The 26,194-nt window shown below is 64.9% G+C and carries 25 protein-coding genes and 1 tRNA gene; 18 read left to right on the forward strand and 8 right to left on the reverse strand.

Annotated features, from left to right (window positions below):
• Positions 1-387 precede the first annotated feature (387 nt).
• Positions 388-1,602 carry an EAL domain-containing response regulator gene (locus tag IVB26_RS37585; protein ID WP_247969883.1) on the forward strand — a complete coding sequence of 405 codons (1,215 nt, stop codon included), beginning with the start codon at positions 388-390 and terminating at the stop codon, positions 1,600-1,602.
• Between the two features lie 10 nt (positions 1,603-1,612).
• Here the strand turns inward: IVB26_RS37585 and IVB26_RS37590 are convergent, their stop codons facing one another.
• From IVB26_RS37590 to IVB26_RS37605, 4 genes are all read right to left on the reverse strand, one after another.
• Entirely contained in the window at positions 1,613-2,473 is an 861-nt protein-coding gene (locus tag IVB26_RS37590) for a DMT family transporter (RefSeq protein WP_247969884.1), read from the reverse strand.
• A gap of 108 nt (positions 2,474-2,581) precedes the next feature.
• Entirely contained in the window at positions 2,582-3,178 is a 597-nt protein-coding gene (locus IVB26_RS37595; protein WP_247969885.1) for a GDYXXLXY domain-containing protein, read from the reverse strand.
• Positions 3,175-4,446 carry a DUF2157 domain-containing protein gene (locus IVB26_RS37600; RefSeq protein WP_247969886.1) on the reverse strand — a complete coding sequence of 424 codons (1,272 nt, stop codon included), beginning with the start codon at positions 4,444-4,446 and terminating at the stop codon, positions 3,175-3,177. Before IVB26_RS37600 ends, IVB26_RS37595 begins: the two co-directional genes overlap by 4 nt.
• Before the next feature lie 158 nt (positions 4,447-4,604).
• On the reverse strand, positions 4,605-4,862 hold the full coding sequence (locus IVB26_RS37605) for a hypothetical protein (RefSeq protein WP_247969887.1): 258 nt from the start codon (positions 4,860-4,862) through the stop codon (positions 4,605-4,607).
• Positions 4,863-5,039: 177 nt separating this feature from the next.
• Between IVB26_RS37605 and IVB26_RS37610 the strand changes: the two genes are divergently transcribed.
• The 4 genes from IVB26_RS37610 (at position 5,040) to IVB26_RS37625 (ending at position 9,357) form a co-directional block, all read left to right on the forward strand.
• Complete coding sequence (locus IVB26_RS37610; RefSeq protein ID WP_247969888.1) at positions 5,040-5,474, forward strand: MarR family winged helix-turn-helix transcriptional regulator; 435 nt, start codon at positions 5,040-5,042, stop codon at positions 5,472-5,474.
• A 75-nt stretch (positions 5,475-5,549) separates the two neighbouring features.
• A complete protein-coding gene (locus IVB26_RS37615; protein ID WP_247969889.1) occupies positions 5,550-6,059 on the forward strand; it encodes a (2Fe-2S)-binding protein in 510 nt (169 codons plus the stop codon).
• Positions 6,056-7,042, forward strand: coding sequence for an FAD binding domain-containing protein (locus tag IVB26_RS37620; RefSeq protein ID WP_247969890.1), 987 nt, complete (start codon positions 6,056-6,058; stop codon positions 7,040-7,042). Before IVB26_RS37615 ends, IVB26_RS37620 begins: the two co-directional genes overlap by 4 nt.
• Positions 7,043-7,083: 41 nt before the next feature.
• Positions 7,084-9,357, forward strand: coding sequence for a xanthine dehydrogenase family protein molybdopterin-binding subunit (locus tag IVB26_RS37625; protein ID WP_247973372.1), 2,274 nt, complete (start codon positions 7,084-7,086; stop codon positions 9,355-9,357).
• Positions 9,358-9,479: 122 nt separating this feature from the next.
• Here the strand turns inward: IVB26_RS37625 and IVB26_RS37630 are convergent.
• A tRNA-Ser gene (locus tag IVB26_RS37630) sits at positions 9,480-9,569 on the reverse strand.
• 421 nt (positions 9,570-9,990) lie between these two features.
• The gene (locus IVB26_RS37635; RefSeq protein WP_247969891.1) at positions 9,991-11,121 is read right to left on the reverse strand and encodes an ROK family protein; all 1,131 of its coding nucleotides are present in this window, start codon (positions 11,119-11,121) and stop codon (positions 9,991-9,993) included.
• A gap of 318 nt (positions 11,122-11,439) precedes the next feature.
• Between IVB26_RS37635 and rplU the strand changes: the two genes are divergently transcribed.
• The 3 genes from rplU (at position 11,440) to IVB26_RS37650 (ending at position 12,941) form a co-directional block, all read left to right on the forward strand.
• Positions 11,440-11,826 (forward strand): 50S ribosomal protein L21, encoded by a 387-nt coding sequence (gene rplU, locus IVB26_RS37640; RefSeq protein ID WP_063198396.1) that lies wholly within the window; start codon positions 11,440-11,442, stop codon positions 11,824-11,826.
• A gap of 102 nt (positions 11,827-11,928) precedes the next feature.
• Entirely contained in the window at positions 11,929-12,198 is a 270-nt protein-coding gene (gene rpmA / locus IVB26_RS37645) for a 50S ribosomal protein L27 (protein WP_011083253.1), read from the forward strand.
• A gap of 149 nt (positions 12,199-12,347) precedes the next feature.
• Positions 12,348-12,941: a GNAT family N-acetyltransferase gene (locus tag IVB26_RS37650; protein WP_247969892.1), complete on the forward strand. Its 594-nt coding sequence runs from the start codon at positions 12,348-12,350 to the stop codon at positions 12,939-12,941.
• A gap of 31 nt (positions 12,942-12,972) precedes the next feature.
• Here the strand turns inward: IVB26_RS37650 and IVB26_RS37655 are convergent, their stop codons facing one another.
• Positions 12,973-13,887 carry a DMT family transporter gene (locus tag IVB26_RS37655; RefSeq protein WP_247969893.1) on the reverse strand — a complete coding sequence of 305 codons (915 nt, stop codon included), beginning with the start codon at positions 13,885-13,887 and terminating at the stop codon, positions 12,973-12,975.
• A gap of 261 nt (positions 13,888-14,148) precedes the next feature.
• Between IVB26_RS37655 and IVB26_RS37660 the strand changes: the two genes are divergently transcribed.
• The 3 genes from IVB26_RS37660 to IVB26_RS37670 all read left to right on the forward strand — a co-directional run bounded on the left by IVB26_RS37660 (position 14,149) and on the right by IVB26_RS37670 (position 17,664).
• Positions 14,149-14,628, forward strand: coding sequence for a MaoC family dehydratase (locus IVB26_RS37660; RefSeq protein ID WP_247969894.1), 480 nt, complete (start codon positions 14,149-14,151; stop codon positions 14,626-14,628).
• A gap of 102 nt (positions 14,629-14,730) precedes the next feature.
• Positions 14,731-15,771 (forward strand): GTPase ObgE, encoded by a 1,041-nt coding sequence (obgE, locus tag IVB26_RS37665; RefSeq protein WP_247969895.1) that lies wholly within the window; start codon positions 14,731-14,733, stop codon positions 15,769-15,771.
• 258 nt (positions 15,772-16,029) lie between these two features.
• Complete coding sequence (locus tag IVB26_RS37670; RefSeq protein WP_247969896.1) at positions 16,030-17,664, forward strand: alkaline phosphatase family protein; 1,635 nt, start codon at positions 16,030-16,032, stop codon at positions 17,662-17,664.
• A gap of 148 nt (positions 17,665-17,812) precedes the next feature.
• Here the strand turns inward: IVB26_RS37670 and IVB26_RS37675 are convergent, their stop codons facing one another.
• The gene (locus IVB26_RS37675) at positions 17,813-18,778 is read right to left on the reverse strand and encodes a Bug family tripartite tricarboxylate transporter substrate binding protein (RefSeq protein ID WP_247969897.1); all 966 of its coding nucleotides are present in this window, start codon (positions 18,776-18,778) and stop codon (positions 17,813-17,815) included.
• Positions 18,779-18,965: 187 nt separating this feature from the next.
• Here IVB26_RS37675 and proB point away from each other — a divergent pair, with 187 nt between their 5' ends.
• From proB to IVB26_RS37710, 7 genes are all read left to right on the forward strand, one after another.
• The gene (gene proB / locus IVB26_RS37680) at positions 18,966-20,087 is read left to right on the forward strand and encodes a glutamate 5-kinase (protein WP_247969898.1); all 1,122 of its coding nucleotides are present in this window, start codon (positions 18,966-18,968) and stop codon (positions 20,085-20,087) included.
• Between the two features lie 239 nt (positions 20,088-20,326).
• Positions 20,327-21,622 carry a glutamate-5-semialdehyde dehydrogenase gene (locus IVB26_RS37685; RefSeq protein ID WP_247969899.1) on the forward strand — a complete coding sequence of 432 codons (1,296 nt, stop codon included), beginning with the start codon at positions 20,327-20,329 and terminating at the stop codon, positions 21,620-21,622.
• A 20-nt stretch (positions 21,623-21,642) separates the two neighbouring features.
• Positions 21,643-22,287, forward strand: coding sequence for a nicotinate-nucleotide adenylyltransferase (locus IVB26_RS37690; protein ID WP_247969900.1), 645 nt, complete (start codon positions 21,643-21,645; stop codon positions 22,285-22,287).
• 214 nt (positions 22,288-22,501) lie between these two features.
• Entirely contained in the window at positions 22,502-22,858 is a 357-nt protein-coding gene (gene rsfS / locus IVB26_RS37695; protein WP_027515020.1) for a ribosome silencing factor, read from the forward strand.
• Between the two features lie 111 nt (positions 22,859-22,969).
• Positions 22,970-23,452, forward strand: coding sequence for a 23S rRNA (pseudouridine(1915)-N(3))-methyltransferase RlmH (gene rlmH / locus IVB26_RS37700; protein WP_246931392.1), 483 nt, complete (start codon positions 22,970-22,972; stop codon positions 23,450-23,452).
• A gap of 32 nt (positions 23,453-23,484) precedes the next feature.
• Positions 23,485-24,810: a murein hydrolase activator EnvC family protein gene (locus IVB26_RS37705; protein WP_247969901.1), complete on the forward strand. Its 1,326-nt coding sequence runs from the start codon at positions 23,485-23,487 to the stop codon at positions 24,808-24,810.
• A complete protein-coding gene (locus IVB26_RS37710; RefSeq protein WP_246930276.1) occupies positions 24,807-26,165 on the forward strand; it encodes a S41 family peptidase in 1,359 nt (452 codons plus the stop codon). The genes IVB26_RS37705 and IVB26_RS37710 overlap by 4 nt, the downstream gene beginning before the upstream one ends.
• The last annotated feature ends 29 nt before the right edge of the window (positions 26,166-26,194 follow it).

Raw genomic sequence — 26,194 nt, forward strand, 5'->3', positions numbered from 1 at the left:
GCGGAACCTGCGCGCATCGCGGGAAAGAAGACGACGCGGTCCTGTTCACCGTCGTCGAGCACTCGCCGCGCATCTCGAAAAAGCCACCGGTCACAATCCTCCAACGATCTCGCATTGCTTCGAAAGGGCACACAATCGCATTGCCCGCCTCCGTCCATCGGCGAGCACGACGCCAGTTACATCGCACGAGAGAAATTTCGCGTGCGCTGGCAGTCGTTGCGCCTGCGGTGCTCGAGTATGCGAATTCTTTTCGAACAGACTGTCGAAAAATTAGCTCGAATTGCAGGGTTTAACGTTACTCAGATAATTCAAGAATGATGTGATGCTCTCCTTATTTGAACCCACGCTCCGCGTTTAAGAAACCGTCACGGAACGGGAGTGGTGTTGATGAACGATGGGATGGTTGAGCTCGTCGGACGAAGGCCTGTGACCTTCGGACGACGAAAGGTAACGCCGCGCGCCTGCGTGGCCGATAGCAAGCGGCATCTGCGCGCCTTTCTCAGCGAGGTGCTGGAGGATCTCGGCTTCGTCACCAGCGAATGCGCCAGCGCGGACGAACTGCAGACCGTGCTCGTCACCGATCTGCCCGACCTGATCCTGCTCGGCGTCGCCACTGACGGCATCGAGCCGGGGAGATTCCTCGAAATATTGGTGCGGGAGGCTTTTGCCGGCAAGGTTCTGGCCGTCGGCGCCCGTGAGTCGATCATCGTCAGGGCCGTGCAGCAGGTCGGCGAGGAATATGGTCTTACCATGCTGCCGCCGCTGACCACGCCCTTTGCCGCGGAAACGCTGCGCGAGCGCGTCGCCATGCTGCTGCCGGAGGAGCCGGCGCCGAGCCCGGCCGTGCATGTCGGCGAGGCCCTGCATGCCGGCTGGCTCGAGCTCTGGTACCAGCCCAAGATCGACGCGCGCACGCTGGTCCGCAGCGGCGCCGAGGCGCTGGTGCGGATGCGGCATCCGACCTGGGGCGTGGTGCCGCCGGCCTATTTCATTCCGGAGCCGCACGATCCGCATTTGCGCGATCTGTCGGAGTTCGTGATCGGGCGCGCCATGCAGGACTGGCACTATCTTCTGGAGCAACAAAGCCCGGTTGACCTGTCGATCAATCTTCCCGCGTCTTATCTCAAGGAGCCGCAGGCGGTGCGCGATCTCTGCCGCAGCATGCCGACGCATCCGGCCTTCGGCGGGCTGACGGTCGAGATCGACAGCGACGAGGCGATCCGCGATCTCGATCACCTGACCGAGGTCGCGCGCGAGGTCGGCCTGCACAATATCGGCCTCTCGATCGACAATCTCGGCGCCAACTGGCCGGCGCTGATGGGCCTGGACAAGATTCCCTTCGTCAAGCTGAAGGCCGACCGGCAGTTCGTCACCGGCAGCGGCAACGATCGGCTGAAGCGCACGGTGTGCCGCGACATCGTCGAGCTCGCGCAGAGCTATGGCGCGCGCAGCGTCGCCCAGGGCGTCGAGAGCCGCTCCGACCTCGTTGCGGCCAACGAGCTCGGCTTCGACCTCGTGCAGGGCTTTCTGTTCGGCAAGCCGATGCCGCTGAAGAAATTTGCAAGGAGCGCGCTGACGCGGACGGTGATGGGGCAGGCGTGAGGCGAAAGCCTCACGCGAACCGGCGCGCGAAGAAGACGCAGGCAACCACGAGTGCAGTTGCGGCAATCATGCTCCAGGCGACCGGCTCGTGCAGCAACAAGCCCGCGAGCGCAAGACCGAAGAACGGCTGGAGCTGCTGCAGCTGACCGATTCGCGCGATGCCGCCGATCGCGAGGCCGCGGTACCAGAAGATGAAGCCGACGAACATGCTGAAGATCGAGACGTAAGCGAGCCCGATCCAGGCGGGCACGCTGACGCCGCTCCAGGCCGGCGGCCAGGTCCATAGCGCGACCGGCACCATCAGCGGCAGCGCAAGCAGGAGCGCCCAGGAGATCACCTGCCAGCCGCCGAGCCGGCGCGACAGCGCGGCGCCTTCGGCATAGCCGAGCCCGCACAGCACGATGGCGGCGACCATCAGGAGATCGCCGGCAAGCGAGGCCGATCCGTCGCCGGACAAGGCAAAGCCGGCCACCGTGGCACTGCCGAGGATCGCAAACAGCCAGAACAGCGGCTGCGGCCGCTCGCCGCCGCGCAGCACGGCGAAGATCGCTGTCGACAATGGCAAGAGGCCAATGAAGACGATCGAATGCGCCGAGGTGATGTGCTGGAGCGCGAGCGCCGTCAGCAGGGGGAAGCCGACCACGACGCCAATCGCGACGATGACGAGCGAGGCGAGATCCTTTCGCTGCGGCCGCGCCTGACGGAGCAGGCCGAGTACGGCGACAGCGATCAGCGCCGCGATGACTGCGCGCGCCGACGTCAGGAACAGCGCCGAGAAGCCGCCGACCGCCACCCGCGTCGCCGGCAACGAGCCGCTGAAGATGATGACGCCGAGAAGCCCGTTGCCCCAGCCGCTGCCCGCAGATTGCATGTCCGTCCCATTTCCTGGAGTCGCGACATTGGGGCTTCCGCGGTGGCGAGGCCAGTCACAATTTCACAATCTGGCGAAACTGTATGGCGGCGCCGAAATGATCGCCGGTTAGTACAGCGGCTCCTCATACACCGGCTCGCCGTCGAGCAGCAGCCGCTTGATGGCGGCGCGGCCTGAGGGCAGCACGGCGGCGACGATGCGCAGCTTCTGCTGGTTGCGGGCCTGCTCGAGCTTGCCGCCCTCGCCTTCGGGCACGAAATAGCTTTCGAGGCCGTATTTGATCGTGAGCTTGTCACAGAAGGTGCGGACGTCCGATCCGCAGGAATAGCTGACGCGGCCGCGGATCAGCACCTCGGGCGTCGTGACCGGCACAGGCGCGGCATGCACCGAGACGGCAGCGTAAAGGCCGTCCGCATTGGGCGCGAGCTTGACGAACACGATCGGGTTACGTGCGTCGGCCGGCTTGCCGGCGAGCGCGCCGGCCGGCAGCTGCGAAATGTCGTAGCGGAGCACGACATAGTCGCCGCGCAGAAGATCGCGCGGATCGACCGGCTGCGTCTGCAGGGTCACCTCACGGCCTTCGCGCAGGATCTGCATCCGGTCGGCGACCATCAGCACCAGCAACGCGCATTGCACGAGGACGGCGACACCGAAAAGGACGGCTTTCGGGATGCGCTGCCAGAATCTTGTGATGGCTCCAATCATCGCTCAGCCCTCGGCAGCATGCGATTGAGCGCGGTTGCAAAGACCACGGCGACGATTCCGGCCCCCGCGAGAAAGGCCGAGCGGCGCAGCAGCGAACCCTTCACCGCCCAGGTGATGCCGGCGATGATTCCGGCGATGCCGAGCCAGCCGGCGACGATCCGCGGACGCACGTCATCGAGCACGCCGGAGACGACGAGGCACAGCATGGCGCACAGCAGCGCGGCATAAGCGAACCAGGGTTCGCCGGCCGTGGAGACCGGCCAGATCGGCGCGGCGAGCAGCACGAGCCCGATCGCGCAGGCTGCGAGCAACTCACCTGCGCGCTTCGTGAGAATGGCGGAGACGAGGGCGAGGATCACCCCCGCAACTCCAGACAGGATCGCCCAGATCGGCTGGGCGGACACCGTGCTGGTCCGGAAGCGAATGAAGTCATCGACCGTCGTCACCTCCAGGAACGCGACACCGGCCAGCGAGAACGCTCCGTAGATCGACAGAACGCTCCCAAGCTGGCGCGCCCTCGGCGAGGGCATGGCTGCGATCGCAAGCCCGGCGCCGAACAGCAGGGCGGCCCCGTTCGCGAGCAGGAAGGACGGCTGGGCGCCCTCGAACTCGAAGCGAAGCGACGTCGCGATCCACCACGGCAGCACCGCGAGCGCGACGAGGTGGGCAGCGACGCGGGAATTCCAGGCGAAGGCGAGGCCTGCGGCGATCAGCCAGACCGCCACGAACGGAAGATGCAGAAAGTCGGGCGCGTCGTGGATCCGCATGCAGGTCCAGATGCTGGCGGCGACGAGGCCGACCGCGAGCGCCCCGCGCGAGCCGGTCAACAGCGCCGCGGCGAACGCGCCGATCGACCACAGCAGCATGCCGCCGGCAAAATCCTCGCCGAGATGGTACATCTGGCCGACCAGCGCGATGCCCGCACCGAAGATGATGGCGCCGACGCTCGCGCAGAGATCGGCGAGAACGTCGCGGCCCCTCGAAGCGAACCAGGCGCCAAGGCTGCCGGTGACGACCATGCCGGCGAGCAGGATCGCGAACCGCACCAGCCGCGCGATCTCCGTCCAGTGCGCCGCGACGAAGGCGAGGAACGCGGCCGCGATCAACAAGCCGCCGACGATGCCGACGACGACGGCGATGTTGATGCCCGCAGGCAGCGGCGGCAGCGCATTGCGGATCGATGCGGCTGCCGCCGGCGCAATCACGCCATCGGCCTCCCATCGCGCAAGATCAGCGTCCAGGCGGTCCCGGTAGGTCTTCTCGAACATCGTGGTGGATTACCTCGGTGCCGCCGGAGGGCGGGGCATTGCTGGGTCGGATCGGGCGGGGAGTGGGTTCAAACGGGCTGGCGGGCTGCGGGCTTTCGGAGGGCCGAATGACGATAATGGCGAAACAACCCCATGCACAGTAGGCGGGGCCCACGATATCAAAGACTTACGGAAGGCAGGAATCGGACCTCGCACCTCTGCAAGTCATCGATCCCCAGCGCGTCCAGCGCTGCACCTTCGACATGGAGCAGTCGCATCGCCACAGGCAGCCAGCGCGATTGCGCTGGCAAGAGAACATGCCGCAGGATGTCGTCGTAGGGTGCGAGGTCGAGATTGGCCGTCACCTCCGCGCTGCCGTCCTGCATGAGCATGATCCACGCATAGCTGTTCGAATAGGGCTTGCCATCGGGTGCCACGCCTCTGCCTTCCCCACGCGCGATGACGAGGTCGCCATCGGCCGAGCGGAAGGCGCTAGCAGCTGAAGCGGTAGCCGAGCCGGCGGCACACCTTCACGCTGCTTCCCTGCAGCGACAATCCCTCGTTTCGTGTATCGATCTCTGGCCCCGAACTGCCGAACATGTTTTGCTGCCGCCATGCCTGAACCAACCCGAGAACAAGTCGAGCAATTGACGCGCGCGTTCGAACGTTTCACGCGCCGGTTCAAGGTGGCCGAGGCGGTCGCTGCGGCCGAAAACGCACTCAACGCGCTCGATGCCCAGACTCTGATGTTCATCGCCGAACATCCTGGTTGCGGCATGGGCGATGTCGCGCGCTATCTCAATGTCGCGATGACGACGATGTCCTCTGCCGTCGATCGGCTGGTGAAGAAAGACCTGATCGAGCGTCGCCGTCCCGAGGACAATCGCCGCGCGGTCGCCCTGAGCGCGAACGAAAAGGGGCGCCAGGTGGTTGACGAGCACATCGAAGGCTACCGGCAGGCATGTCGGACCATGCTCCAGGCGCTGGAGACGTCCGAACAGGACGAACTGATCCGTCTGACTGAAAAAATTGCCGACAACGAAACTTGAATAGTACGAATTTCGTATTATCTTGGTGATGCTGCCAGAGCTTGAGGAAAGTTCGGCCCAGAGATGGAGGCGTCCATGGCTATCGTCATCAACGGAATCGCACATCCTGCGCCCGACGACCCCAGGATTTCCCTGCTCGATCTACTCCGGGAGCGTCTCGGGCTGACCGGGACGAAGCTGGGCTGCAACCAGGGCGGCTGCGGCGCGTGCACCGTCCTCATCGACGGCGAGCGGGTCCTGTCGTGCCTGACGCTGGCCGTTCAGGCCGATGGCCGCGAGGTGCGCACCATTGAGGGCTTGGCGCCTGAAGACGGAGAGCTGCATCCGCTGCAGCATGCCTTCATCGAGCACGAGGGCTTCCAGTGCGGTTATTGCACGCCAGGCCAGATCTGCTCGGCGATCGCCATGATCGAGGAATTGCGTCGTGGCGATCCCAGCTACGTCACGGCCGACCTCACCGAAGGCCCAACAGGCCCACGGCGCCACGAAATCCGCGAGCGCATGAGCGGCAATCTGTGCCGCTGCGGCGCTCACAACGGGATCATCGATGCCATCGAGAAGCTGATGGACGGAGAAGCGGCATGAGAACCTTCGCTTATCAGCGCGTCGCCGATCAGGCTTCGGCCCTGTCCGCCGCGGCCGCCGGACCCGTCCGCTACCTCGGTGGTGGCACCAATCTCGTCGATCTGATGCGACAGAATATCGAGGCGCCCCAGGCGCTGGTCGATGTCTCGCGCCTGCCGGCCGAGATCATCGAAATGCCGGACGGAGGCCTCAAGATCGGCGCGGCGGTGCGCAACAGCACGCTGGCTGCGCATCCCGCCGTGCGTGCGCGCTATCCGATGCTGTCGCGCGCGTTGCTGGCCGGAGCCTCCGCGCAAATCCGCAACATGGCGACGGTCGGGGGCAACATCCTTCAGCGCACGCGGTGCGCCTATTTCTACGATGCGGAGGGCTCGCACTGTAACAAGCGCGAGCAGCATGCCGGCTGCGACGCCATCGGCGGCTTCAACCGCTATCATGCGATCCTTGGCGCATCGCCGCACTGTATCGCCACCCATCCATCGGACATGTGCGTCGCGCTTGCGGCGCTCGATGCGACGGTTCATCTCGCCGGCGACGGAGGCGAGCGCAGCGTCGCTCTGACCGATTTCCATCGCTTGCCGGGCGAGACGCCGCAGATCGAGACGGTCCTGCATCCCGGCGAACTGATCACCGCGATCGAGCTGCCGCCGGGCCCGGCGGCCGCGCGCTCGACCTATCGCAAGGTCCGCGATCGTTCGAGCTACGCATTCGCGCTGATATCAGTCGCAGCCGGTGTAGATGTCGTCGACGGAAAGATCCGGGATGTCCGGATCGCGCTCGGCGGCGTGGCCGCCAAGCCATGGCGCGCGCGGCAGGCCGAGAAAATGCTGCTGGGCGAGGCGCCGACGCCGGATCGCTTTCGTGCATCGGCCGACGCCGAACTGGCGGCAGCCAGCACGCTTGACGGCAATACCTTCAAGGTCGAGCTCGCGAAGCGGACCATCGTGGCCGTGCTCGCCCAACTGACAGGAGCGGACGCATGAGCAAGCTGCAGAATGCGATCGTCGGCGGCGTCCGCGCCGCGATGGGCTACGTTCCCGGCAGCTGGCTGCCGGGCGGCACGCCGGATCCGCTGATCGACAAGCGGGTCAACCTCGGGACGCAGCAGTCGCGCATCGACGGCCCCGACAAGGTGAAGGGCGCCGCTCGCTTTGCGGCGGAAGTTCCCATGGAAGGGCTGCTCTACGCGGCTTTCGTCCACTCCACGATCGCGCGCGGACGCATTGCCCAAATCGACGTCGCTGCCGCCGAGGCGGCGGACGGCGTGGCGCTGGTGATGACCCACCGCAACGCCCCGAAAATGGCACTGCCGCCGCCGATCGGCCTGACAAATCTGAAAGCCGCCGGCAACAACATCCTGTCCGTGATGCAGGACGCGGAGATCCGCTGGAACGGCCAGACGGTGGCCGTCGTGCTCGCACGGACGCAGGAACAGGCGAACTTCGCCGCGTCGCTGGTCATCGTCCGCTACGAGCCGGTCGCTGCGCGGACGGAGTTCGAGGCCGGCAAGGCGAATGCCCGCACGCCGGATTCGTTGATGATCGAGCGAAACCGGCTGAAGAAGGGCGATGCGGATACCGCATTCAGGACAGCAGCCACCGTTGTCGATGCCGTCTATCGCACGCCCTGGGAAAGTCACAGCCCCATCGAACCCCATGCTGCGACCATCCGTTGGGACGGTGACCGGCTGATCGTGCATGACGCCACCCAGATGTTGAACGGCACGGCCGGTTCGCTGGCAAAGGTGTTCGACATCAAAGAGGCGCAGGTCTTCGTCAGCTCGCCCTTCGTCGGCGGTGGCTTTGGCGGCAAGGGATTGTGGGATCATCAGATCCTCGGCGCCGCGGCGGCAAAACTCGCAAAGCGGCCAGTCCGGCTGGTGTTGTCGCGGGCCAGCATGCAGCGCCTCGTCGGCGGCCGTTCGCAGACCGAGCAACGCGTGGCGCTCGCGGCCGACCGCGACGGCAAGCTGACGGCGCTTCTTCATCACGGCTATTCGGTCAAGCCCGCGCACAGCGTGACCGACGAGGCGTTCACGCTGACCAGCCGATCGCTCTACGCGGCAGGAAGCTTCGACATCGTGCAGCACGCCATCGACCTCGACCTGCTCGCCAACACGTTCATGCGCGCGCCGGGCGAGGCGCCAGGGACGTTCGCGATCGAGAGTGCGATGGACGAGCTGGCGCATGAACTTCAGATCGACCCGATCGAACTGAGGCGTCGCAACATCGGCCACGCCGATCCGGTCAGCGGTGCGCCGCATTCGCAGAGTGACCTGATGCTGGCCTACGAGCTCGGCGCGAAACGCTTCGGCTGGGAGCGCCGTCCATCCAGACCGCGTTCGAGCAAGGAGGGCGAGTGGCTGGTTGGTATGGGATGCGCGTCAGGCTCGTTTCCCTACGTGCGGATGCCGGGCATGTCGGCCCGGATCACGATCGACACCGATGGTCGCGCGACCGTGGCGAGTGCCGCGCACGAGATGGGCATGGGTACGGCAACCGTGCAGCGGCAGCATGCCGCCGATCGTCTCGGACTGCCGCTCGACCGCGTCACCGTTCGGATCGGCGACACCAGCCTGCCGTTCGGTAGCTTCGCCGGCGGTTCGTCGCAAACGGCGTCGCTTGGCGCAGCGATCAACGCGGCGAGCACGAAGCTCGCCGGCGAACTGCTGCGCCTGGCCGGCAACGACACGCCGCTGGCCGGCCTGCGGGCGAACGAGATCGAATTCGCCGATGCAGGTTTGCGCAAGGTCGGCGATCCGTTGCGCCATGAAAGCTTCGCATCGATCCTCAAGCGGGCGGCGCGCAGCGAAATCAGCGTCGTCGGCGAAAGCTCGGCGCCCCTGGAGGTGCTGAAATTCTCGATGCACAGCCGGTCCGCGATCTTCTGCGAATTGCGCGTCAGCGAGGTGACGGGGGAAGTGCGCGTCGACCGTCTCGTCGGGTCGTTCGATTGCGGTCGCATCCTCAATCCGAAGACAGCAGCCAGCCAGTTTCGCGGCGGCATGATCATGGGACTAGGCATGGCGCTGACGGAAGAGACCCTGCTCGATGAGCGCAGCGGGCGGATCATCAGTGCGTCCATCGCAGACTATCATATCCCGGCCCATCTCGACGTGCCCGAGATCGACGTGTTGTGGACCGATATTCCCGATCCTCGCACTCCGATGGGCGCGCGCGGCATCGGCGAGATCGGCATCGCGGGCGTCGCTGCGGCGATCGCGAATGCCGCGTTCAACGCCACCGGCAAGCGCATCCGCGATCTGCCGATGACGCCGGACAAGCTGCTGTTGGCTTGAGGCGGCAGGCGCATCGGGGACACGCCGGGCGTGCCGAGCGCGTGGACTGCTGCGGCCCGGAAAGCACTGGATTTGCTTTCGGATCAAAGGGCTCGCCGCTTACCGGCAATTTTAGATTTGACTGGCGGAGAGGGAGGGATTCGAACCCCCGATAGGCTTGCACCTATGCCGCATTTCGAGTGCGGTGCATTCAACCACTCTGCCACCTCTCCTGAAGGCGCCAAGGCTAGGAGCTGCGGCCCCTGTGGTTGGGGGCGTTAATAGGCGAGGATGGCGGGCCAGACAAGGCGCGGGAGACGAAAATCAGCTCCGTTTTCCGGCCGGACCGCACGACGTCGCGGTGGTGGCGGGGCCGATTGCGGATTTCGGCGGCACTTTGAGCCAATTCGCCCGGCCCGTTCGCTTCTGGCGCGGCGCGCGGCTGAGGCCGCGCACGGATTGACGAATCACGGGTCTGGGGGAGGAACGAGGGGGTGGGACCGCCAGACGCGGTAAACACTGGCGGTCCCGTGCCGCTCATTGAAACTCTGGCCAGGAAGGGCGGCTTCGCAGGCCAGGCGAGGCGACGATTCGACCCTAGCGCGCGGGCGGCGTCTCGCAACGCAATCCGGTCCTTAACCTAACCAGTCAAGGTTACTCCTTGTCGTTCTTACCTTTTTTCTTCCCGTTCTCCGTGGAATCCCGGTCCTTGCCGTTGCCGTTCTCCTTGCGGCGGTTGGTGAAGCGCGCATTGCCGAGGCCAGTGCCGATGGTGAGCACGCCCCAGCGCTGGAAATCCTGCATGAACGGCACTTCCGAGAGGCCCTGAACCACGCCGTCATTGTGCATCAGGACCGCGGTGTCGTGCTCGCCGATGACGGGGATGGCTTCGACGAGGCTCGCCGGCAGGTTGAACTTGCTGCTCTCCCAATTGCCCGGCAGGTTCTGCGCGCCCTTCTCGATGGAGCCGTCCTTGTTGATCACGCCGGGACAGGCGATGCCGATGAACGGCGCGAGCTTGAAGCCTTCGGCCGCGGCGTCCTCGATCAGGCCTTCGAGCATCTTGACCAGCCGCTTGACCGCGGCTTCGCGGCTCGGCTCGTCATCGGCGTGGCGCCACAGGTCGGATTTGAAGACGACCGCCTTGGACAGATCAGGCGCCTTCTTCCAACGGGTCTCGACGATGCCGCAACGGATATTGGTGCCGCCGATGTCGACCGCGAGGATGCTGTCATAGGCCTCGAAAATCCAGGACGGTGCGAGGTGCAGGGCCCCGATCAGCCCGGCATCGTCGGGATCGAAGCGGATCGGCACCAGGTCGACCTTGAAGCCTTCCGATTTCAGGATGATCTCGGCCCGGGCAATGGAAATCTCGCCCAGCCTGGAGGCCCGAAAGCCGCCGCCGACCACGATGCACTCGGTCTTGGCCCAAGCCTTGGTCTTGAGAAACCGCCGCGTGACGTAAGCCAGCTCCTGCGCAAAATCCTCGATCGCGCTGTGCACCACGGCGGTGGCCTCGGTATCGTCGCCGACCAGAACGGCATCGAGGACCTTCTTGCTGATCTTGTCGGACGGCTCGTCGCCGAAGGGATCCTCGCCGCTCTTGCGCAGCGGCTTGCGCCACGCCTCGAGAATCTCGCGAAACGCCCCCTTGCTGGCGCGGTCGCCGAGAAAGCCGTCCTCGTCCTTGATCTCGATGTTGAAACTGTCGACCTCGACAGACGGCAGGCGGCCGGCCCCGTGCTGGGCGATGCCCGTCGTCTTCACCAATTCGTCTGTTGCCATGATAACCCTTGCCCGCATGTCCAATTTGCGAGGACAACGGGGAGGGAACCCGTTGGTTGCAAACCGGCTGCAGATTCGGCCGATGCGTTGGAAGGCAGGCCAAATCCTTCAAATCCCGGCAGTTTTCCTTGACTCTTCGCCCCTTGCGGCTATAAGTCCCGCAACCGGCGCGGGGCGTTTCTCGCGCCGCCTGTTTTTGCGTGGGTTTTCAATGGGATAAGTCCCGCCCGCACAAAACGCGCATAAACCATAGCGACTGGCAAAAAGCCGGCCCCGACAATCCGTCGCGAGGCCGGGATTGAACACGGAGAAAAAACGATGTTCGCAGTCATCAAAACCGGCGGCAAGCAATACCGCGTCGAGCCGGATGATGTTCTCGAAGTAGGCAAGATCGAAGGCGAAGTCGGCTCGATCATGCAGTTGAATGAAGTGCTGGTCGTCGGCGGCGACACGCCGGTGCTGGGCATTCCGACGGTCGCAGGCGCGTCCGTTGCGGTCGAGGTGCTCGACCACAAGCGCGGCCCCAAGGTCATCGCGTTCAAGAAGCGCCGCCGCAAGAATTCGCGCCGCAAACGCGGCTATCGCGACGAGATCACGGTTCTGCGCATCAGCGAGATCCTGACCGACGGCGCCAAGCCCACCAAGGGCCCGCGTCCGAAGCGGGAGAAGGTGGCGAAGGAGCCGGCAGCGGAAGCCGCCGAATAAATAGAATTGATCACGCCAATTCACGAATTGATGCGTGAGAAATTTTGAAATGATTCCGTCAAGGAATTGATCTAGAAATACGCAGGATTTCGGAGACGGGCCATGGCTCACAAAAAAGCAGGCGGTTCATCGCGCAACGGACGCGATTCCAAGGGTAAGCGCCTCGGTATCAAGGCGTTCGGCGGGGAAGTTGTGATTCCCGGCAACATCATTGCGCGTCAGCGCGGCACCACCTGGCACCCCGGCCTTAATGTCGGCATGGGCACGGACCACACTCTGTTCGCCAAGATCGAGGGTCGCGTCACGTTCCAGGCCAAAGCCAACGGCCGCACTTTCGTATCGGTACTCCCGATCGCAGAGGCGGCTGAATAGACGGTGGATCAAATTGGAATCCGCCGGTCCCACTGAACCGGCGGAGTCCAGATCATAGAGATCGAAGGCTCCAAGGGGAGGCGGGAAACCGGCCTCCCCTTTTCTTTTGACTTGCTCACTTTGACTTAGTGACTTTCACGGAGCCGGACATGTTGCAGGATTTCTCGAGCGTGACCTTGGCTGAGGCGAGACCCAGCGTTGTCGCCACCGAACGGCTGACCTTGCGACGGCCGACCCTTGCCGACGTCAGGACCATCGCCCAGCTCGCCAACGACCGCCGCATCGCGGAAAACACCCGCCGCCTCCCGCATCCCTATTCGCAGGACGACGCCATCGAATTCGTCCGCGCCACCGCCGCGCTCGGCAGCGAGACCGTATTCCTGATCGAGCACGACACCGGACCGGTCGGCATGGTCGGCATCGACTGCTCAAAGCCCGGCGATGCCGAGCTCGGCTACTGGCTCGGCGTCGAGCATTGGGGCCAGGGCTTTGCCACCGAGGCCGCGCGCGGCGCGATCGACTTCTTCTTCGAGGAGTTCGAAGACGAGCATCTCTATGCCGGCGCGCGCGTCACCAACCCGGCCTCGCGCAAGGTGCTGGAGAAGTGCGGCTTCCAGTGGAGCGGCGTGCAGCTGCATCGCTTTCTCGCGCTGGGCTCCTCGACGCCCGTCGACTGCTTCCGCCTGTCGCGCGGGGTGTGGGCCTCGCTGAAGAGCTGGAGTAGCGCGAGACGGATGAGGTGACTTACCCTCCCCTGGAGGGGGAGGGTGGGCATCACGCCGGCGGATTCACGTCGGCGCCCTCACGCCCCAAATCCCGCTCGCGCAAATAAATGTAGAACCCCGCGCCGATGATGATGGCGGCGCCGATCAGCGTCGCCATTGACGGCACGTCGCCGAACACCACGAAGCCGAAGATCACGGCCCAGACGATCATCGAATATTGGTAGGGCACCACGACGCTCGCCGGCGCGAGTTTCAGGGACCGGTTGACGCAGAACAACGCGGTCACCGAAACCAGCCCGGCGGTAGCGAAGATCACGAGGCTGCCCGAGGTCGGCGGCACCCAGTGGAATGCCGACAGCACCGCCCCCAGCGAAAACGTGCCGACAAATTGCGAGGATGCCATCACGATGTCGGGCGTCTTGCGCAGGCTGCGTGTGATCAGCATCAGCGTCGCGAAGGACAGGCTGCCGCCGAGCGCGATCAGGGCCGGTAGGCTGACGGTCTGCGCCGACGGCCGCAGCGCGATCAGGACGCCGCAGAAGCCGATCAGGATCGCCGTCCAGCGCCGCCAGCCGACCTTCTCGCCCAGGAAGATCGCCGACATCGCGGTGACGAAGATCGGCCCGGCCAGATAGTACGTGATGACGTCGGCGAGCGGCAGATAGACCGTGGCGAGGAAGAAGGCGGCGACCTCCAGCGTCGAGAGCACGACGCGGAACAGCTGCAGGCGCGGCCGCTCCAGATGCAGGAACTGGTGCCGCTGCTTCCAGATCAGCGGCGACAGCAGCAGCAGCGCCGCGCAGGCGCGCAGGAACAGGAGTTGCCCCACCGAATAGGTCCCGACCAGGAACTTGCCCATGGCGTCGCCGAACGAGAACATGAAGATCGACAGCACCATCAGGCCGATGCCGGCCAGGCGCGCGGATCGATCATCATAGGCGGAGAGAGATTTGAAGAAGGGCATGATCGGACTGTGAGGGGTCGTCATTGCGAGCGAAGCGAAGCAATCCAGACTGTCTTTCGCTGCGGCAGTCTGGATTGCTTCGTCGCTTCGCTGCGCTCGCAATGACGGAGGAGAGAGCGTTAGGAATCGGCTGGTAGTGTCGCTTGCGGTCGTTTTAATGACGTGAGCCGCCGCGACAAGCCCGCAACGCCGAATTGAACGGATTGTCGCACTCTTCGCGCCGCGGTAGCGATAGGCCGACCACGAGCAGAGAGCATGGACATGACCGATTTCGATCCGACCCAGCATCGCATGATCCCCACGCAACGCTGGTTTGAGGATTTCGTCATCGGCGAACGCTTCGTGCTGCCGAGCCGGACCCAGACGCCGGCGATCTTCGCGGCGTTTCAGACCGCGAGCGGCGATACCCATCCCGTGCACTACGATTTGGAATATTGCCGCAGCCGCGGCATGCCGCACCTGCTTGCCCACGGCTTCCAGACCCTGATCCACACCGCGCCCGGCGCCGGCCTGTTTCCGTTCATGGTCGAGGAATCCCTGGTCGGCTTCCTCGAGCAATCGAGCCGGTTTCTCAAACCGGTCTTCGCCGACGACACCCTCTATCCCGCGCTCGAGGTCACCGAGCTGGTGCCGGGCCGTACGACCGGCGTGGTGACGCTGGGCAGTACCGTGTTCAACCAGCGCAAGGAGCTGGTGCTGGAGGGCACGCAGAAATTCCTGATCCGGCGGCGGCCCCTCTGAAGTCGTCCTGGGGTTAAGCAAGGGCCGAAATCGCAAGAAATTCGGCCGATTTGCGGGTCAATCCGGGTTGCCGCACGGGACCGGCTGGCCTACCTATGGCCCATGAAATTCCTCGACGAAGCAAAGGTCTATATCCGCTCCGGTGACGGCGGGAACGGCTGCGTGGCGTTCCGCCGCGAGAAGTTCATCGAATTCGGCGGTCCCTCCGGCGGCAATGGCGGCCGCGGCGGCAATGTCATCATCGAGGTCGCCGACGGCCTCAACACGCTGATCGACTACCGCTACCAGCAGCACTTCAAGGCCCAGAAGGGCGAGAACGGCTCAGGCTCGGACCGCCACGGCGCCAACGGCAAGAACATCGTGCTGAAGGTTCCTGTCGGCACGCAGATCTTCGACGAGGACCGCGAGACGCTGATCCACGACTTCACCAATGTCGGCGAAAAGTTCGTGCTGGCTGAGGGCGGCAATGGCGGCTTCGGCAACGCACATTTCAAAACCTCGACCAACCGCGCGCCGCGCAACGCCAATCCCGGCCAAGTGGGCGAAGAGCGCTGGATCTGGCTGCGACTGAAACTCATTGCCGATGCCGGTCTCGTCGGCATGCCCAATGCCGGCAAGTCGACCTTCCTGTCCAAGGTCAGCGCGGCGCGGCCGAAGATCGCCGACTATCCCTTCACCACGCTGCATCCGCAGCTCGGCGTCGTGAACGCCGACGGCCGCGAGTTCGTGCTAGCCGACATTCCTGGCCTGATCGAAGGCGCGCATGAAGGCACCGGTCTCGGCGACCGCTTCCTCGGCCATGTCGAGCGCTGCCGCGTGCTGCTGCATCTGATCGATGCCACCTGCGAGCATGCCGGCAAGGCCTACAAGACGGTGCGCAAGGAGCTCGACGCCTATGGCGGGCTCTTGACCGACAAGATCGAGATCGTCGCACTGAACAAGATCGACGCGGTCGAGCCGGACGAATTGAAGAAGCAGAAGGACCGGCTGAAGCGTGCGGCCAAGAAGACGCCGCTGCTGCTCTCCGGCATCACCGGCGATGGCGTCAAGGAAGCCTTGCGCGCGCTCGTCGAGGTGATCGGCGAGGCCCCGGTGTCGGCGAAGGCCAAGAGCGCGGCGGAAGCGGAGCCCTGGTCGGTGTAGATTCTCTCCACTGTCGTCCATGCGAACGCGGGACCCATACCGCGTGATCTATCGATAGCGGGTGGTTACAGTACCGAACTTCCAGTCTTCGCCAAACCTCTCCCTGTGGTTATGGGTCCCCGCGCCCCGTGCGCAATTGCGCACGGGGCGGGGTCGACAGTGGAATGTGTAGCCACAGAACACACGCATCGCTGACACCTTGTCATCGCCGCTCCGGTAGCGCAGCATCACACAATCAAGAAACGGCAGGGATGACGCATGGCGCGCGCGAAGAACGTTCTCTGGATCATGTGCGACCAGCTTCGCTACGACTATCTCGCCTGCACCGGCCATCCCACGTTGAAGACGCCGAACATCGACGCCATGGCCAAGCGCGGCGTGCTGTTCAGCAAAGCCTATGTGCAATCGCCGATCTGCGGGCCGTCGCGGATGTCGTTCTACACGGGACGCTACATGCGCTCGCACGGCTCGCACTGGAACGGCTGGCCGCTGCGCGTCGGCGAACCGACGCTCGGCGATCATCTCAAGAAGATCGGCGTGCGCAATGTGCTGGTCGGCAAGACCCACATGGCGCCCGATCTCGAAGGCATGAAGGCGCTCGGCATCCCGCCGGAATCGATGATCGGCGTGCATGTCGCCGAATGCGGCTTCGAACCCTATGAGCGCGACGACGGCCTGCACCCGACCGGCCGGCCCCGGCCGAAATACGACGAGTATCTGCGTAAGCACGGCTTCGAAGCCACCAATCCCTGGGAGCATTGGGCCAATTCGGGCGCGGCGGACGACGGCTCGTTGCAGAACGGCTGGCTGCTGGTGCACGCCGACAAGGCCGCGCGCGTGCCGGACGAGCATTCCGAGACGCCCTACATGACGCGGCGCGCGATGGACTTCATCAGCGAGGCCGAGACCGACGGCAGGCCGTGGTGCCTGCACCTGTCCTACATCAAGCCGCACTGGCCCTACATCGCGCCGGAGCCTTACGTGAGCATGTATTCGACGGACGACATGATCCCGGCGATCCGCTCCGAGCGCGAGCGGCAGAATCCGCATCCGGTGTTCGGCGCCTACATGGACATGCGCTATTCCCGCAACATGGCGCGCGACGACGTCCGCGAGAAGGTGATCCCGACCTATATGGGCCTGATCACCCAGATCGACGACCAGATGGGCGTGCTGATGAAGTTTCTGGAGGCGCGTGGCCTGCTGGAAACCACCATGATCGTGTTCACCTCCGACCACGGCGACTATCTCGGCGATCACTGGATGGGCGAGAAGGATCTATTCCACGAACAATCGGCGAAGATCCCCCTGATCATCATCGACCCGTCGCAAGAGGCCGATGCCACGCGCGGCACGCGCAGCGATGCGCTGGTCGAGGCCATCGATCTGGCACCGACCTTCGTCGATTATTTCGGCGGCAAGGCGCCGGGCCACATTCTCGAAGGACGTTCGCTGCTGCCGCTGCTGCGCGGCTCCACGCCGCCGGAGTGGCGCAAGGTCGCGTTCTCCGAATATGACTATGCGATGCAGGATGTGCGGCTGAAGCTGAACCAGCCGATCGAGCGCTGCCGCCTGTTCATGGTGTTCGACGGCCGCTGGAAATACATCCACGCCTCCGGCTTCCGCCCGATGCTGTACGACCTCGAAACCGATCCGGAAGAGTATTTGGATCGCGGCGACGATCCGGAATGCGCCGGCATCATCGCGCGGCTTCAGGCCGAGCTGTTCGACTGGGCGCTGCATCCCAACGACCATATCACCACGCCGCGCGAGAAGATCGCGGCCTATGCCGACAACCAGCTCCAGGTGAAGGCCGGCGTTTTGATCGGCATCTGGGATGAGAAAGAGCTTGCGGCGATCAAGGACGGGATAGCGCAACGCGCGAAGATGTAGACCCTCATCGCGAGTCTGCATCATCGACACAATCGAAACTCCATCCACACCGTCATTGCGAGCACAGCGAAGCAATCCAGATTCCTTCCACGGAGAGATTCTGGATTGCTTCGCCGCAAGTGCTCCTCGCAATGACGAGAGGAGAGCCTCAATTCTCGATCTTGTATCCCGTCGCCTTCACGATCGGCTGCCACAACGCAATGTTCGCGGCGAGTTCCTTGGATAGCCCGTCCGCATTGCTGCCGACCGGAATGAGCCCGATCGCCGTCAGCTTCTCCTTCACCTCCGGCTTGGCGAGCGCCGCGCTTGCGGCCGCGCCGAGCTTGCTCGCAAACTCCGGCGGGCTGCCGGCGGGGAGCCACATGCCGTACCAGGCATCGGCGACGAGATCGATGCCGCTCTCCTTCAGCGTCGGGACCTCGGCTGCGAAGGGCGAACGCTCTGCGCTCGAGACGGCGATGATCTTCACGCCCTTGGCGCGATGCTGCGGCAGCGCATCGGCCAGTGTGGTGATCCCAAAAGAAATGTGACCGCCGACGAGATCGTTGAGGATCGGCGCGCTGCCGCGATAGGGCACGCGGGTCAGGGGGATACCGAGGTCCTTCTCGAGCTTGGAACCCATGAAGTGCGGAATGGTGCCATTGCTGGGCACGCCGAACGAGGTCTTGTCCGGATGCGCCTTCAGCCACGTCACGAAGCTCTTGAAATCGGTGGCCTCGACCCCCGGATTGATCACCAGCGCGAATTCGAACCGCGCCAGCAGCGACACCGGCATGAAGTCCTTCGCCGAGTCGAAGCTCGGTGTCGTCTCCACCATCGGCAGCAGGTACATGGTCGGCCCCGTCGTCACCAGCACCATGCTGCCGTCGGGGCTTGCGCCCTTCACCGCCTTGATGCCGATCAGGCCGTCGCCGCCGGTGCGGTTCTCGACCACGATGGTCCGCTGCAGCGCCGGCGCCATCTCCTGCGCGATCAGCCGGCATAGCGTGTCACCGCCCGCCCCCGCCGCGAACGGGAAGATCATCTTGCTCAGTCCCGCCTGCGCTTGCGCTTCGCCCGCCTGCGAGAGCAGCGGCAACCCCAGGCATCCGGCCATGAATTTGCGGCGATCCATTCGTTTCCTCTTTCGGCCCGTTCTCGTTGGCCGCAATTAGAGCCAGGCGGACGTCCGACACAAGGTCGAGATGCGCCGTTTACCATGCCGGCTGCCTTGCGCCGGTCACTGTCCTGCTGCAAAAGCAGGCCTTACCGGCGCCGCCTGTCGCTCGCCGTTTCCAACAGAGCAATCGATCAGACGCGCCATGGCCAGCCCCGAACTCAGTCAATTCCGCCGCATCGTCGTCAAGGTCGGCTCCGCGCTGCTGGTCGATTCTGGCAAGGGCGAGGTGCGAGCGTCCTGGCTCGCCGCGCTCGCCGACGACATGGCCAAACTGCACCGCGAGGGTCGCGACGTGCTGGTCGTCTCCTCAGGTTCGATCGCACTCGGCCGCAGCCGCCTCAAATTGCCGCGCGGTCCGCTGAAGCTGGAGGAGAGCCAGGCCGCCGCCGCCGTCGGCCAGATCGCGCTGGCGCGGATCTGGTCGGAGGTGCTGGGCGCGCACGGCATCGGCGCCGGCCAGATCCTGGTGACGCTGCAGGACACCGAGGAGCGCCGCCGCTACCTCAACGCGCGCTCCACCATCGGCAAGCTGCTGGAATGGCGCGCCATCCCCGTGATCAACGAGAACGACACGGTGGCCACCAACGAGATCCGCTACGGCGACAACGACCGCCTCGCCGCGCGCGTCGCGACCATGGCGAGCGCCGATTTGCTGGTGCTGCTGTCCGATATCGACGGGCTCTACGACGCCCCGCCGAAGAACAACCCGAACGCAAAGCTCATTCCGGTGGTCGAGAGCATCTCCTCGGAGATCGAGGCCGTGGCGGGAGACGCCGAGTCGGAGCTGTCGCGCGGCGGCATGCGCACCAAGGTCGAGGCCGCCAAGATCGCGACGACAGGCGGCACGCATATGCTGATCGCCTCCGGCAAGATCGAGCATCCCCTGCAGGCGATCGCCGATGGCGGCCGCTGCACCTGGTTCCTGACGCCGGCCAATCCCATCACCTCGCGAAAGCGCTGGATCGCGGGCACGCTGGAGCCGAAGGGCACGCTGACCATCGACGCCGGCGCGGTGACGGCGCTGCGCGCCGGCGCCAGCCTGCTGCCGGCCGGCGTGATCAAGGTCGAGGGCCAGTTCGCCCGCGGCGATGCCGTGATCGTGCGCGGCCCTGATGCCAGCGAGGTCGGTCGCGGCCTGATCGCCTATGACGCCGAGGTCGCCGAGAAGATCAAGGGCCGCTCATCCCCGGACGTGATGGCCATCCTCGGCATCAGCGGGCGGTCGGAGATGATCCACCGCGACGATCTGGTGATGGGCGGATAGGGGCCTCCTCCGTCATTCCGAGGCGGTGCGCCAGCGCCGAACTATGGTGCGCAATTGCGCACCTGAGAATCTCGAGATTCCGGGTGCGATGCTTCAGATCGCCCCGGAATGACGTCTGGGCTGGGCCAGTGGCCGAGGCCTCGTCCCATCCGGCGGAAGCCCAGCCATACCCTCCCGGCCCTTCGCAAAAGCGGGATTTCCGTGCTAGGACACCGCCTTAGCAGAAGGTTGAAACTCCAATGGCCGCTCCCCTCAAAGCCGTCGACGGCAACGCCGATCTTCAGGCCCTGATGACCGATCTCGGAACCCGTGCCCGCGCTGCCGCGCGCGTGCTGGCGCTGGCGCCGCCGGAGCAGAAGAACCGGGCGCTGGAAGCCATGGAACGGGCGATCCGCGGCAATGCTGCGGCGATCCTCGCCGCCAATGCCGAGGACGTCGCCGAGGCCCGCGCCTCCAGTAACGCCACCTCCTCCTTCATCGACCGCCTGACGCTGACGCCGTCGCGGGTCGAGGCGATGGCCGAAGGCATCGGCATCGTGCGCGGCATCGCCGATCCGATCGGCATCGTCATCGAGAGCTGGCAGCGACCGAACGGCATGACGATCGAGCGCGTGCGCGTGCCGCTCGGCGTCGTCGGTGTGATTTTCGAGAGCAGGCCCAACGTCGCGGCGGACGCCGGCGTGCTGTGCCTGAAATCCGGCAATGCCGTGATCCTGCGCGGCGGCTCCGACAGTTTCCGGTCGTGCCGCGCAATTCATGACTGCCTGGTGCAAGGCCTGCGCGAAGCGGGTTTGCCTGAAGCTGCGATCACGCTGGTGCCGACGCGCGACCGCGCGGCGGTCGGCATGATGCTGTCGGGTTTGAACGGCGCCGTCGACGTGATCGTGCCGCGCGGCGGCAAGAGCCTCGTCGCACGCGTCGAGCAGGAAGCGCGCGTGCCGGTGTTTGCGCATCTCGAAGGCGTCAATCACGTCTATGTCGATGCCGGCGCCGACCTTGCCATGGCGAAGTCGATCGTGCTGAACGCAAAAATGCGCCGCACCGGCGTCTGCGGCGCGGCCGAGACGCTGCTGGTCGATCGCGCTGCTGCCGGCAAAAATCTGAAGCCGCTGGTCGAGATGCTGATCGAAGCCGGCTGCGAGGTGCGCGGGGATGAAACAGTGCAAGGGACGGATGCGCGCGTAAAACCTGCGAGCGAAGATGATTGGGACACCGAATATCTCGACGCGATCATCGCGGCGAAGGTGGTGGACGGCGTCGACGGCGCGATCGCGCACATCCAGAACCACGGTTCGCATCACACCGATGCGATCGTGAGCGCGGATGAGGCGGCTGCGAACAAATTCCTGAGCGAGGTCGATTCCGCGATCGTGCTGCACAACGCCTCGACGCAGTTCGCCGATGGCGGCGAGTTCGGCTTCGGCGCCGAGATCGGCATCGCCACCGGCCGCTTCCACGCTCGCGGCCCTGTCGGCGCCGAGCAGCTGACGAGCTTCAAATATCGCGTTCGCGGCACCGGGCAGACGCGGCCGTAAGCAATGTCGCGGGGCGGGCATTGAGCAACAATTTCGTCGTGCCGCGTTTCCCGGCGCAAGCGGTCCCGCCCACCACGAAGGGCATGCGCATCGGCCTGCTCGGCGGCTCGTTCAATCCGCCGCACCAGGCCCATCGCGCCATCAGCCAGTTTGCGCTGAAGCGATTGCAACTCGATCGCGTCTGGTGGCTGGTGACGCCTGGCAACCCGCTCAAGGAGAACGGCGCGCTGCATGAGCTCGGCGCGCGCATGCAGGCGGCGCGCGAGGTCGCTGATGATCCGCGCATCGAGGTCAGCTGTCTCGAATCCGTCATTCGTACCCGCTATACTATCGACACGATCAACATCTTGCGCCGCCGCTTTCCCGGCTTGCGCTTTGTCTGGATCATGGGCGCCGACAACCTCGCTCAATTCCACCGTTGGCAGGACTGGCGGCGCATCGCCGCCCAGGTGCCGATGGCCATCATCGATCGCCCGCCGCAGAGTTTTCGCGCCCTCGCCTCCCCCGCGGGACAGGCATTATCGCGCTACCGCCTTCCCGAGGAAAAAGCGGCACTGCTGGCGGACCGGAGGCCGCCGGCCTGGGTGTTTTTGACCGGATTGAAGCTGAATCTCTCCTCGACGGGCCTGCGGAACCCGGACGGGAGCTGGAAAGGTACGAAGTGAGTGAGACTATGCCGACGTGGTGTGGACTTCGGGCTCTCTGGCATATTGAAACCCTTAACCCCACATGATGTAGTGTAACCAGTGAGCGCCGGATTCGGTGTTCGCGATACAGTGAAAGGAATGGTCCCTGACCACATCTGTATTGTCCAAGACAGAGTCTGTTTTACCCAAGGTTGCCAAGCCGGCGCGTAAAACATCGACCAAAGCTGCGGCCTTGAAGGCGCAACCCGACGCCGACAAGACGCTGAGCCTGATCCTCTCCCGCCTCGACGACATGAAGGCGGAAGAGACGGTCACCATCGACCTTCGCGGCAAATCGGCGTACTCCGACTACATGATCGTCACCACCGGCCGGGTGAACCGGCACGTCGGCGCGATCGCGGAAAACGTCGCCAAGGGCCTCAAGGAAAACGGCATCAAGAACATCCACGTCGAGGGCTTGCCCAATTGCGACTGGGTGTTGATCGATTCCGGCGACGTGATCGTGCACGTTTTCCGACCCGAGGTCCGCGAGTTCTACAATCTCGAGCGATTGTACACGCAGGGCCCAGGGGCGGCGAAGGCGATCTAGGCTCATCGGGCCGATTTCGAATCGGCTGACGCGCATGCTAGCGTCGTGCGCGCGCTTATTGCGCGCGGTCTTGAAAACGCGACCCTGAAGATATCAGACCCTGAAGATATCATGCGTGTTGCTGTCATTGCGGTGGGCCGGCTGAAGCAGGGCCCCGAACGGGAGCTTGCCGACCGCTATTTCGAGCGGTTCGATGAGGCCGGCCGCAAGCTCGGATTCCGCGAGCTCCTGGTCCACGAGATCCCCGAAAGCCGCGCGCGAGACACCGCGACGCGGATGAGCGAGGAGGCCGCGGCGATCTCCGTCCATATTCCGGAAAAGTCGATCCTGGTGGCGCTGGACGAGCGCGGCCAGAATCTGGATTCCACCGTATTCGCACGGCATCTCGGCCGCTGGCGCGACGAGGGGGCCGGACATACTATCTTCGTGATCGGAGGGGCGGACGGACTTTCGCCCGAATTGCGCCGTAAGGCCAAGCTCGCGATCGCGTTCGGCTCTGCGACCTGGCCGCACCAAATGGTCCGCGTCATGCTTCTGGAACAGCTTTATCGGGCCGCCACCATTCTGGCCGGCCACCCCTATCACCGCGCGTGATGCGCGCCACAACGAGCACCTTTGCCGACACGATGCGAGCGCCGCTCCTCAACCTGTTGCTGATCACAAGCGTTGCCGGCGCAAGCCTCGCGCAAGCTCAGACGGCAAATCCGGCGCCGCAGACCGCAGCCGTCTCGCCCGATGCCATCAAGCAGCGCGAGCAGGAGCTGGAAGCCGCCCGCGCCAGGCAGAAGAGCGCGGAGGAAGCACAGGCCAAGCTCAAGGCCGAGATCACCGCGCTCGGCCAGGACCGCACCCAGCTCAACCAGCAGCTGATCGACACCGCCGCCAATGTGCGCAGCGTGGAGACCAAGATCGACGAGACCGAAGCACGGCTGCGCGCGCTGAACGGACGCGAGCAGGCGATGCGCACCTCGCTGGATTCGCGCCGCGCCGACATCGTCGAAGTGCTGGCAGCGTTGCAGCGGGCCGGGCGGCGCACGCCGCCGGCGCTGCTGGTGCGACCCGAAGATGCGCTGCAATCGCTGCGCACGGCGATGTTGCTCGGCGCCGTGGTGCCGGAGTTGCGCGGCCGCGCCGAAAAGATCGCAAGCGAGCTCGGCGAGCTCGTCGCCTTGCGCAAGTCCATCGCCACCGAGCGCGACCAGCTCGCCTCTGACCGCGACCGGGTCCGCAGCGACCAGACCCGGCTCACCGCGCTCGTCGACGAGCGGCAGCGCCAGCAGGCGGGGCGCGAAAAGGATCTCGACGCCGAGAATTCTCGCGCGATCATGCTTTCAAAGCAGGTCGGGGATCTCCAGGGGCTGATCACCAAGATGGAGCAGGACCTGCAAAGCGCCGCCAAGGCAGCCGAGAAGGCCGCGGAGGCGGCAAAGCTCGCCGAGGCCAAGGCGGCCGCCAGCGCCAAATCCGGCCCGGGCGCATTCAAGGACCGGTCCCGGACCACCCCCGCGATTGCCTTCGCCTCGGCCAAGGGTCTGCTGCCGCTTCCGGTTAACGGTAACAAGATCAGGGATTTTGGCGGTTCCGACGGGGTCGGCGGGGTCCAGAAGGGTATTTCGCTGGCGACCAAGCCCGGCTCCCAGGTCACAACGCCGTGTGACGGCTGGGTGGTCTATTCCGGCCCGTTCCGCAGCTATGGACAACTCTTGATCCTAAACGCCGGGGGCGGGTATCATGTCCTGATCGCCGGGATGGAGCGCATTTCGGTCAACATCGGACAGTTTGTGCTCACGGGGGAGCCGGTCGCGACCATGGGGTCGACCTCTCAGGTCGCTTCCATTCTCGCGACGAACGCGAGTCAACCTGTGCTGTATGTCGAGTTCCGTAAGGACGGCACTCCAATCGATCCAGGCCCATGGTGGGCCGCAAATGAAGGCGAGAAGGTTCGCGGATGATGCGCAAGACTTCAGTAATCCTCCTCAGCGCAGCCACCGGTGCGGCGCTGACGCTGTTCGTGACGCAGCCGCGCGCGGTGTTCATGGGCTCGAGCGCGCGAGCTGCCACCGCGGACACCTATCGCCAGCTCAATCTGTTCGGCGACGTCTTCGAGCGCGTGCGCTCCGACTATGTCGAGAAGCCCGACGACACCAAGCTGATCGAATCCGCCATCAGCGGCATGCTCACCGGCCTCGATCCGCATTCGAGCTACATGGACGCCAAGAGCTTCCGCGACATGCAGGTGCAGACCCGCGGTGAGTTCGGCGGCCTCGGCATCGAGGTCACGATGGAAGACGGCCTCATCAAGGTGGTCTCGCCGATCGACGACACGCCGGCCTCGCGCGCCGGTGTCATGGCCAACGACATCATCACCAATCTCGACGATGAGGCGGTGCAGGGCCTGACCCTGAACCAGGCGGTCGAGAAGATGCGCGGCCCGGTCAACACCAAGATCAAGCTCAAGATCATCCGCAAGGGCCAGGACAATCCGATCGACGTCACCCTGGTGCGCGACAACATCCGCGTCCGCTCGGTGCGCGCGCGTGTCGAGCAGGACGACATCGCCTATATCCGCATCACCACTTTCAACGAGCAGACCACCGAAGGCCTGAAGCGCGAGGTCGCCAACCTCTCGAATCAGATCGGCGACAAGCTCAAGGGCTACGTCATCGACCTCCGCAACAATCCGGGCGGCCTGCTCGAGGAAGCGGTCACTGTCTCCGACTCGTTCCTGGAGAAGGGCGAGATCGTGTCGACCCGCGGCCGCAATGCCGAGGAAACCCAGCGCCGCACCGCGCATTCGGGCGACCTCACCAAGGGCAAGCCAGTCATCGTGCTGGTCAATGGCGGCTCGGCTTCGGCGTCGGAAATCGTCGCCGGCGCGCTGCAGGACCACAAGCGCGCGACCATCGTCGGCACCCGCTCGTTCGGCAAGGGTTCGGTGCAGACCATCATTCCGCTCGGAAGCGGCAACGGCGCGCTGCGTCTGACCACCGCGCGCTACTACACGCCGTCGGGCAAGTCGATCCAGGCCAAGGGCATCGTGCCCGACATCGAAGTGCTGCAGGACGTGCCGGACGAGCTGAAGTCGCGCACCGACACCAAGGGCGAAGCTTCGCTGCGCGGCCATCTCAAGAACGACGGCGACGAGAAGACCGGCTCGCAGTCCTACGTCCCGCCGGACGCCAAGGACGACAAGGCGCTCAAGCTCGCCGACGACCTGCTCCACGGCATCAAGAACAGCGCCTCCGCCGCGCCCACCCCTGGCGGCGACAACAAGGCCACGACCGACAAGCCGAAGGCGGCGAACTAGGTCTTTTCAAGCCAGGTTTTGGCATCCTG

This window comes from Bradyrhizobium sp. 195 (genome assembly GCF_023101665.1).
In the GTDB taxonomy this organism is placed as follows: domain Bacteria; phylum Pseudomonadota; class Alphaproteobacteria; order Rhizobiales; family Xanthobacteraceae; genus Bradyrhizobium.

Bases quoted from the DNA above. Each gene is read 5' to 3' on its own strand.
- IVB26_RS37585 (WP_247969883.1), top strand. From the start codon at position 388: ATGAACGATGGGATGGTTGAGCTCGTCGGACGAAGGCCTGTGACCTTC.
- IVB26_RS37590 (WP_247969884.1), bottom strand. From the start codon at position 2,473: ATGCAATCTGCGGGCAGCGGCTGGGGCAACGGGCTTCTCGGCGTCATC.
- IVB26_RS37595 (WP_247969885.1), bottom strand. From the start codon at position 3,178: ATGATTGGAGCCATCACAAGATTCTGGCAGCGCATCCCGAAAGCCGTC.
- IVB26_RS37600 (WP_247969886.1), bottom strand. From the start codon at position 4,446: ATGTTCGAGAAGACCTACCGGGACCGCCTGGACGCTGATCTTGCGCGA.
- IVB26_RS37610 (WP_247969888.1), top strand. From the start codon at position 5,040: ATGCCTGAACCAACCCGAGAACAAGTCGAGCAATTGACGCGCGCGTTC.
- IVB26_RS37615 (WP_247969889.1), top strand. From the start codon at position 5,550: ATGGCTATCGTCATCAACGGAATCGCACATCCTGCGCCCGACGACCCC.
- IVB26_RS37620 (WP_247969890.1), top strand. From the start codon at position 6,056: ATGAGAACCTTCGCTTATCAGCGCGTCGCCGATCAGGCTTCGGCCCTG.
- IVB26_RS37625 (WP_247973372.1), top strand. From the start codon at position 7,084: ATGGGCTACGTTCCCGGCAGCTGGCTGCCGGGCGGCACGCCGGATCCG.
- IVB26_RS37635 (WP_247969891.1), bottom strand. From the start codon at position 11,121: ATGGCAACAGACGAATTGGTGAAGACGACGGGCATCGCCCAGCACGGG.
- rplU (WP_063198396.1), top strand. From the start codon at position 11,440: ATGTTCGCAGTCATCAAAACCGGCGGCAAGCAATACCGCGTCGAGCCG.
- rpmA (WP_011083253.1), top strand. From the start codon at position 11,929: ATGGCTCACAAAAAAGCAGGCGGTTCATCGCGCAACGGACGCGATTCC.
- IVB26_RS37650 (WP_247969892.1), top strand. From the start codon at position 12,348: ATGTTGCAGGATTTCTCGAGCGTGACCTTGGCTGAGGCGAGACCCAGC.
- IVB26_RS37655 (WP_247969893.1), bottom strand. From the start codon at position 13,887: ATGCCCTTCTTCAAATCTCTCTCCGCCTATGATGATCGATCCGCGCGC.
- IVB26_RS37660 (WP_247969894.1), top strand. From the start codon at position 14,149: ATGACCGATTTCGATCCGACCCAGCATCGCATGATCCCCACGCAACGC.
- obgE (WP_247969895.1), top strand. From the start codon at position 14,731: ATGAAATTCCTCGACGAAGCAAAGGTCTATATCCGCTCCGGTGACGGC.
- IVB26_RS37670 (WP_247969896.1), top strand. From the start codon at position 16,030: ATGGCGCGCGCGAAGAACGTTCTCTGGATCATGTGCGACCAGCTTCGC.
- IVB26_RS37675 (WP_247969897.1), bottom strand. From the start codon at position 18,778: ATGGATCGCCGCAAATTCATGGCCGGATGCCTGGGGTTGCCGCTGCTC.
- proB (WP_247969898.1), top strand. From the start codon at position 18,966: ATGGCCAGCCCCGAACTCAGTCAATTCCGCCGCATCGTCGTCAAGGTC.
- IVB26_RS37685 (WP_247969899.1), top strand. From the start codon at position 20,327: ATGGCCGCTCCCCTCAAAGCCGTCGACGGCAACGCCGATCTTCAGGCC.
- rlmH (WP_246931392.1), top strand. From the start codon at position 22,970: ATGCGTGTTGCTGTCATTGCGGTGGGCCGGCTGAAGCAGGGCCCCGAA.
- IVB26_RS37705 (WP_247969901.1), top strand. From the start codon at position 23,485: ATGCGAGCGCCGCTCCTCAACCTGTTGCTGATCACAAGCGTTGCCGGC.
- IVB26_RS37710 (WP_246930276.1), top strand. From the start codon at position 24,807: ATGATGCGCAAGACTTCAGTAATCCTCCTCAGCGCAGCCACCGGTGCG.